Genomic DNA, 6,426 nt, shown 5'->3' with positions numbered 1-6,426 from the left:
GAATCAAAAAAGAATAAAACTCAGTCTTGGGGGACTCAGCCCGGTAGAATACCGGACTGAGTATCAAAAAGCCGGTTAACTGAAACTGTCCAGGTTTTGGGGTTCAGTTCAGAACACCTTATCCGGCCTACGGGCTGCTCATTTTGTAGGCCTGATAAGACGCGGCAAGCGTCGCATCAGGCATGATGCACCAATTGCCTGGTTTTTTTACTCTTGTGGCCATAACCACGCAGCGCCGCGTACGCCGCTGGAATCACCGTGCTTCGCCTTACGTACCGGCGTTTCACATTCGCCGCCGAAGACAAATTGTTTAATCAACTGCGGAACCGTTTGATATAAACGGTCTACATTGCTCATCCCGCCCCCCAGGACAATCACATCCGGATCGAGAATATTCACGACATGTGCCAGCGATTTTGCCAGCCGCAGCTCGTAGCGACGCAATGCCAGTTCCGCTACCGGATCGCTTTCTTCTACCAGGCGGATAATTTCACTGCCTTTCAGCGCATGTCCGCTCAAACGACGATAATCCGTCGCGAATCCCGTGCCCGAAATAAAGGTTTCAATACAACCTTGTTTACCGCAATAACAAGAGACTTCCTCGCGATAACGCAGTTCGTCTTCGTCCATCCACGGTAGCGGATTGTGTCCCCACTCGCCTGCCGTGCCATTGCCGCCGATATGCGCCCGCCCATTGAATGCCACGCCCGCGCCGCATCCCGTGCCGATAATCACGGCAAATACCGTCTGCGCTCCCGCTGCCGCGCCATCTACCGCTTCTGAAACCGCCAGACAGTTGGCGTCATTTGCCAGCCGCACTTCCCGCTGCAACCGCGCGCTTAAGTCTTTATCGAATGGCTGACCGTTGAGCCAGGTTGAATTGGCATTCTTCACCACGCCGGTGTAGGGCGAAATCGAACCAGGAATGCCCATACCTACCGTTCCGCGCTGCCCTGTTGCCTGCTCCGCCATATCAACCAGCGTGGCGATCGTTTCAATGGTCTGGCGGTAATCTTCACGCGGCGTGGGCAGACGATGGCGGTACAACTGCTCCCCTGCATCGCCCAGTGCAATCACTTCAGTTTTGGTGCCGCCTAAATCGATACCTATACGCACGGTACTCTCCTTATTTTTTTCAATATCAATAGCGTAGAGACGGACAACCGGATTGGCAATGCAAGCCCGCCGACAATTCGTTATCATGCCCGCTAAATTTAACGACAAGGCCGTGGAAATTATCATGCTGTGGTTCAAAAATTTAATGGTTTACCGTCTTAGCCGCGAGATTTCGTTGCGTGCAGAAGAGATGGAAAAACAGCTAGCCTCGATGGCATTTACCCCATGCGGCAGCCAGGACATGGCGAAGATGGGCTGGGTTCCTCCGATGGGATCGCACAGCGATGCGTTAACGCACGTTGCCAATGGTCAAATTGTTATCTGCGCGCGCAAAGAAGAAAAAATCCTCCCGTCTCCGGTGATTAAACAGGCGCTGGAAGCGAAAATCGCCAAACTGGAAGCGGAACAGGCGCGTAAGCTGAAGAAAACCGAAAAAGATTCGCTGAAAGACGAAGTGCTGCACTCTCTGCTACCGCGTGCTTTCAGCCGTTTTAGCCAGACAATGATGTGGATCGACACGGTTAACGGTTTGATTATGGTGGACTGCGCCAGTGCCAAAAAAGCGGAAGATACGCTGGCACTGCTGCGTAAAAGCCTGGGGTCGTTACCGGTTGTACCATTGAGCATGGAAAACCCGATTGAACTGACGCTGACCGAATGGGTTCGCTCCGGCAGCGCGGCACAGGGCTTCCAGCTGCTTGATGAAGCCGAGCTGAAATCGCTGCTGGAAGATGGTGGAGTGATCCGCGCGAAGAAACAAGATCTGACCAGCGAAGAGATCACCAACCACATTGAAGCCGGAAAAGTGGTGACTAAACTGGCGCTCGACTGGCAGCAGCGCATTCAGTTTGTGATGTGCGACGATGGTTCGCTCAAGCGTCTGAAGTTCTGCGACGAGCTGCGCGATCAAAACGAAGATATCGACCGTGAAGATTTCGCCCAGCGTTTTGATGCCGATTTCATCCTGATGACTGGTGAACTGGCAGCGTTAATTCAAAACCTGATTGAAGGATTAGGTGGCGAAGCACAACGTTAATTGCTGATTTACCTTTAATGCCGGATGCGACGCCTGCCGCGTCTTATCCGGCGTACGAAGCTACACCAGGCATATAATTATTCGCTACGGCGGGCAATAATTTTTAGCGCAGCAATATTATGCGTTTTACGCTGTAACTTGCTCCAGGGGCGTTGTGTCATTGTTTTTCCTCAAGCCGGTGACGCGCTTCACTGCGAATTTTCCGCGTTGCCCCGGTTTTCACTAAATCCCGTAACTGCGAAAGAGCGGGTTGATCGACAAATAAAAGTAATGATGGCTCCTCTTTTAGCCACACCGTTTTCACATCGGCAGCCAGCTGTGGATTATTAATAGCCAGCGACCGATCCTGAGACTCCGTCAATGTCGTTAACAACATCGGGGTATGTGCGTTGCGCAATGCCGTTTGGCGCAAATGATCATTGCGACTTTGCAGCAACGCACGCCACCATTCATCATCTGATTTATCTTTTATCGTGGCCAGTTCCGCAAAAATATCTGGAGATCTTCGCTGATATTTATATCAACCTTGATGAATTATGAATATATCGGAAATCGAAAAAATCCCAGCAAAGGAAATATTATTATGGGTTAAAGAGAGGACATTTCAGAAAAATGCCCTCCCATTCAAGGGGAAGGCGAGGAATTACAGATAGCGGCACAGATAAGAGGTGGGTTCGGCAACTTGCAGATGAAACTCGCTGTGACCGGGAACATTAAACACCGAACCGGCTTCATACACTTGCCAGTCGGTCGCGTCAGGCAGTAACACATTCAGCGCGCCACTGATTACCGTCATCTCTTCAGGCTCAGCGGTGCTGAAGGTGTATTCACCTTCAACCATAACACCCACGCTGGCGCGACCAGTGCTGCTGCTGGAAAAGCCGATCGATTTCACTTTGCCTGAAAAGTACTCATTACTTTGAAGCATAAACTGGCCCTGTCTGGTAGTTGAACATCTACTTCACTATAGGGGCCAGAGGCGCTGGCTGTCACGCAAAATTACATCAGTAATTCCGCAGCCAGCCGTGCAATCAATACGTTAGAGAGCAAGACAGGAACATCGAGCTGTTTTTGCAGTAAATCGCGATGACGCTGGTTAAATCCCAAACAATCCAGCATGATGACATCTGCACCTTTTGCCAGTAATTCTTTCCCGGCATCAATGATTTTTTGTTCCGAATCATGAATGGGGTTACCCAATGAAAATACTGGCGGTTTCTGCAAAATTTGCCATTTTTGCGCCTGAACGGTCAGCAACTCCTCAACCGGTACGATAACCCCCACCTGATGATCTTCAACAATAGAGGAAACCAGCGGAGGCAATATTCGCGACGGCTCAAGAAAGATCGTATTACGCGCAGTCATACTACTAATGTTTGCTGTACTCATTAATAAAATGACGTCATAACCCTGATTATCGAGCACTTCAACCACACCTTGCAGGTCCCGTTCCACTTTGCGACGCGAAACATGGGCCAGCTGGTTGTCATTTAATAATGTGAGAATGGTGTCTTCACCTGCTTCTGGCGCGTACTCCGCCATCACTTCTTCGCGGCTTAACTTCCCCAGCAGGCTATGATGGGAAATATTATCTTCGTCAATGTATTCTGTCAGGAGCGGCAAAACTTCCTGCATAGGTACAATGCCGATGGTCAGGATCGCCAACGACGCACTCATTGTTCTTCCACCTTACTTTTCTTTCGTCGTTAATTACCGGGCAAGCGCTAAGCACCACTGCTGACACTTACCTGTACTACAAATGACAAAAAGCGTAGCAGCAGACCTGCACGGCATAATGTAAAGATTCCAAATGATTCCAGTAATGGATTGTTATTGTTTAATATTCTAATTATTTGAAAAACATGAATTGTGAAAAATGTGACGCAGATCCCTTGTGGTGGCACTCAGAATCCCTTCCGAGCAGTCTGATGCGGTCACTCTTTGTCAGGATCCTCATAGCGTTTTTTCGCATCCATCGCTTCCTGAGCGGTCGGATGTTCACTGATCAACGAGTCTGGTTTAGGATGATCGGCTCTGAGTTGGTACCAGGTTACCGTCTGTCCTGGTTTTCCTTTTTCAATCGTCACTATATATGCTTCACGAGGATAAGGCGGTTTCGTTGGCATCGTTCTTCCTTATTTCACGGGATGAACGTTAAGTATAGGCGCTCGAAAATCAACAATTGATCGTCTGTGCCAGAGCACTGCGAATTTCAGAAATCACCTGGCTGGGTTCGTTTGTTGCGTCGATGATAATATGCGCAACTTCGCGATAAAGCGCATCGCGTTCTTCCAGCACTTCCTGAACTTCTTCGCTCAGCGGTTTCCCCGTTAAGGTTGGCCGTAAATCTTCTTCCGGTGCAGCTTGCAGTCGGTTAACCAGGACTGATACTGGCGCACACAAATAAACCACGATCCCGTTATTTTGCATAAAGTGACGATTAAATTCCGTCAGGATAATGCCGCCGCCCGTGGCGATAACGGTGGATGGCGCAGTTACCGCTTCCAACGCCGCCGTTTCTCTGGCGCGGAATCCCGCCCACTCTTCCCTTTCGACGATCTCCGCGACCGTCATATTGAGCTGTGATTGCAACCACTGGTCGGTATCGACAAATCGACGGTTAAGCGAATCGGCAAGGGCCATTCCGACCGTTGTTTTACCACAGCCCCGAGGCCCGATCAGAAAAAGAGGTTGTGTCATCGTGGGTTTTCCCCAATAGGTCGCAATGCGGCGAAAGCCGGTATCATGAGAATAGCGATCATACCATCAAACTAGTACAATTTCGATTGTAAAGAAAAAATTCCACTTAAAGTGAAAATTTTAATACACCCCTTACTATACCAATAAATTTTCAAGAATGAAGTGTAAATAATAAATTACATTCAGCCACGACTACGTTGCACTTCCAGCCACCACTTCTCCAGCTCCGCGGCAAAGGCCTGGCGGTCACGTTGTGAAAGGCTATCTGGTCCCCCGGTCTGGATCCCACTGGCGCGTAAGGTATCCATAAAATCGCGCATCGTCAGGCGCTCACGAATGGTCGCTGGCGTGTAACGTTCGCCGCGTGGATTAAGCGCCGCCGCGCCTTTCTCGATGGCTTCAGCAGCCAAAGGAATATCTGCGGTGATCACCAAATCGCCAGCTTCACACTGCCGGACAATTTCGTTATCGGCAACGTCGAAACCTGCCGCGACGCGCAGCGTTCGAATAAATCGCGAAGGCGGTACGCGTAAACTCTGGTTTGCTACCAGTACCAGCGGCATCTGCATACGTTCAGCCGCGCGATACAAAATCTCTTTAATTACATTGGGACACGCGTCGGCATCCACCCAAATTGTCATAAAGTCATCCTTTGTTGGGTAATTCTCTATTGTGTCGCGCTTTTGCCTTCCGGCATAGTTCTGTTTATGCTTCTGCCAGCGATTATCAAAACAATGAATTTCACGGCAGGAGTGAGGCAATGGAAAAGAAAATCGGTTTTATTGGCTGCGGCAATATGGGAAAAGCCATTCTCGGCGGTCTGATTGCCAGCGGTCAGGTGCTTCCAGGGCAAATCTGGGTATATACCCCCTCCCCGGATAAAGTCGCCGCCCTGCATGACCAGTTCGGCATCAACGCCGCAGAATCGGCGCAAGAAGTGGCGCAAATCGCCGACATCATTTTTGCCGCCGTTAAACCAGGCATCATGATTAAAGTGCTTAGCGAAATCACCTCCAGCCTGAATAAAGACTCTCTGGTCGTTTCTATTGCTGCAGGTATCACACTCGACCAGCTTGCCCGCGCGCTGGGCCATGACCGGAAAATTATCCGCGCCATGCCGAACACTCCCGCGCTGGTTAATGCCGGGATGACCTCCGTAACGCCAAACGCGCTGGTAACCCCAGAAGATACCGCTGATGTGCTGAATATTTTCCGCTGCTTTGGCGAAGCGGAAGTAATTGCCGAGCCGATGATCCACCCGGTGGTCGGTGTGAGCGGTTCTTCCCCAGCCTACGTCTTTATGTTTATCGAAGCGATGGCCGACGCCGCCGTGCTGGGCGGGATGCCTCGCGCCCAGGCGTATAAATTTGCCGCTCAGGCGGTAATGGGTTCCGCAAAAATGGTGCTGGAAACGGGAGAACATCCGGGGGCACTGAAAGATATGGTCTGCTCACCGGGAGGCACCACCATTGAGGCGGTACGCGTACTGGAAGAGAAAGGCTTCCGTGCCGCAGTGATCGAAGCGATGACGAAGTGTATGGAAAAATCAGAAAAACTCAGTAAATCCTGATGAC

The 6,426-nt window shown here is 50.4% G+C and carries 10 protein-coding genes and 1 pseudogene; 3 read left to right on the top strand and 8 right to left on the bottom strand.

What is annotated here, in order from left to right; all coding sequences use genetic code 11:
* The coding region (locus tag ACJHX3_RS16210) for an IS3 family transposase (protein ID WP_322967685.1) at positions 1 to 79 on the top strand (79 nt) is incomplete at its 5' end.
* Positions 80 to 207: 128 nt separating this feature from the next.
* Here ACJHX3_RS16210 and mak read toward each other — a convergent pair.
* On the bottom strand, positions 208 to 1,116 hold the full coding sequence (mak, locus tag ACJHX3_RS16205; protein WP_094308319.1) for a fructokinase: 909 nt from the start codon (positions 1,114 to 1,116) through the stop codon (positions 208 to 210).
* Positions 1,117 to 1,240: 124 nt separating this feature from the next.
* On the opposite strand from mak, the gene rdgC reads away from it, so the two are divergent.
* Positions 1,241 to 2,152, top strand: a complete 912-nt coding sequence (gene rdgC / locus ACJHX3_RS16200; RefSeq protein WP_001298537.1) for a recombination-associated protein RdgC — start codon at positions 1,241 to 1,243, stop codon at positions 2,150 to 2,152.
* Positions 2,153 to 2,229: 77 nt separating this feature from the next.
* Here the strand turns inward: rdgC and ACJHX3_RS16195 are convergent, their stop codons facing one another.
* The 7 genes and pseudogenes from ACJHX3_RS16195 to ACJHX3_RS16165 all read right to left on the bottom strand — a co-directional run bounded on the left by ACJHX3_RS16195 (position 2,230) and on the right by ACJHX3_RS16165 (position 5,493).
* The gene (locus ACJHX3_RS16195) at positions 2,230 to 2,313 is read right to left on the bottom strand and encodes a protein YkiD (RefSeq protein WP_120795376.1); all 84 of its coding nucleotides are present in this window, start codon (positions 2,311 to 2,313) and stop codon (positions 2,230 to 2,232) included.
* A pseudogene (locus tag ACJHX3_RS16190) lies at positions 2,310 to 2,651 on the bottom strand (DUF2773 domain-containing protein); the annotation flags it as partial. The pseudogene ACJHX3_RS16190 and the gene ACJHX3_RS16195, both read right to left, overlap by 4 nt.
* 144 nt (positions 2,652 to 2,795) lie before the next feature.
* Entirely contained in the window at positions 2,796 to 3,080 is a 285-nt protein-coding gene (gene ppnP, locus ACJHX3_RS16185; RefSeq protein WP_000941942.1) for a pyrimidine/purine nucleoside phosphorylase, read from the bottom strand.
* Between the two features lie 71 nt (positions 3,081 to 3,151).
* Positions 3,152 to 3,829, bottom strand: a complete 678-nt coding sequence (locus ACJHX3_RS16180) for an AroM family protein (protein ID WP_001276416.1) — start codon at positions 3,827 to 3,829, stop codon at positions 3,152 to 3,154.
* 257 nt (positions 3,830 to 4,086) lie between these two features.
* The gene (yaiA, locus tag ACJHX3_RS16175) at positions 4,087 to 4,278 is read right to left on the bottom strand and encodes a protein YaiA (protein WP_001142439.1); all 192 of its coding nucleotides are present in this window, start codon (positions 4,276 to 4,278) and stop codon (positions 4,087 to 4,089) included.
* Positions 4,279 to 4,327: 49 nt separating this feature from the next.
* The gene (gene aroL, locus ACJHX3_RS16170; protein ID WP_000193393.1) at positions 4,328 to 4,852 is read right to left on the bottom strand and encodes a shikimate kinase AroL; all 525 of its coding nucleotides are present in this window, start codon (positions 4,850 to 4,852) and stop codon (positions 4,328 to 4,330) included.
* A 182-nt stretch (positions 4,853 to 5,034) separates the two neighbouring features.
* On the bottom strand, positions 5,035 to 5,493 hold the full coding sequence (locus ACJHX3_RS16165; protein ID WP_000158159.1) for a YaiI/YqxD family protein: 459 nt from the start codon (positions 5,491 to 5,493) through the stop codon (positions 5,035 to 5,037).
* Between the two features lie 119 nt (positions 5,494 to 5,612).
* On the opposite strand from ACJHX3_RS16165, the gene proC reads away from it, so the two are divergent.
* Positions 5,613 to 6,422 carry a pyrroline-5-carboxylate reductase gene (proC, locus tag ACJHX3_RS16160; protein WP_001304841.1) on the top strand — a complete coding sequence of 270 codons (810 nt, stop codon included), beginning with the start codon at positions 5,613 to 5,615 and terminating at the stop codon, positions 6,420 to 6,422.
* The last annotated feature ends 4 nt before the right edge of the window (positions 6,423 to 6,426 follow it).

The sequence above is a fragment of the Escherichia sp. WS1265 genome, assembly GCF_046487585.1.
Classification (GTDB): domain Bacteria; phylum Pseudomonadota; class Gammaproteobacteria; order Enterobacterales; family Enterobacteriaceae; genus Escherichia; species Escherichia coli.
This window is presented reverse-complemented; position numbering and strand designations above follow the sequence as displayed.

Bases quoted from the DNA above. Each gene is read 5' to 3' on its own strand.
- rdgC (WP_001298537.1), top strand. From the start codon at position 1,241: ATGCTGTGGTTCAAAAATTTAATGGTTTACCGTCTTAGCCGCGAGATT.
- ACJHX3_RS16195 (WP_120795376.1), bottom strand. From the start codon at position 2,313: ATGACACAACGCCCCTGGAGCAAGTTACAGCGTAAAACGCATAATATT.
- ppnP (WP_000941942.1), bottom strand. From the start codon at position 3,080: ATGCTTCAAAGTAATGAGTACTTTTCAGGCAAAGTGAAATCGATCGGC.
- ACJHX3_RS16180 (WP_001276416.1), bottom strand. From the start codon at position 3,829: ATGAGTGCGTCGTTGGCGATCCTGACCATCGGCATTGTACCTATGCAG.
- yaiA (WP_001142439.1), bottom strand. From the start codon at position 4,278: ATGCCAACGAAACCGCCTTATCCTCGTGAAGCATATATAGTGACGATT.
- aroL (WP_000193393.1), bottom strand. From the start codon at position 4,852: ATGACACAACCTCTTTTTCTGATCGGGCCTCGGGGCTGTGGTAAAACA.
- ACJHX3_RS16165 (WP_000158159.1), bottom strand. From the start codon at position 5,493: ATGACAATTTGGGTGGATGCCGACGCGTGTCCCAATGTAATTAAAGAG.
- proC (WP_001304841.1), top strand. From the start codon at position 5,613: ATGGAAAAGAAAATCGGTTTTATTGGCTGCGGCAATATGGGAAAAGCC.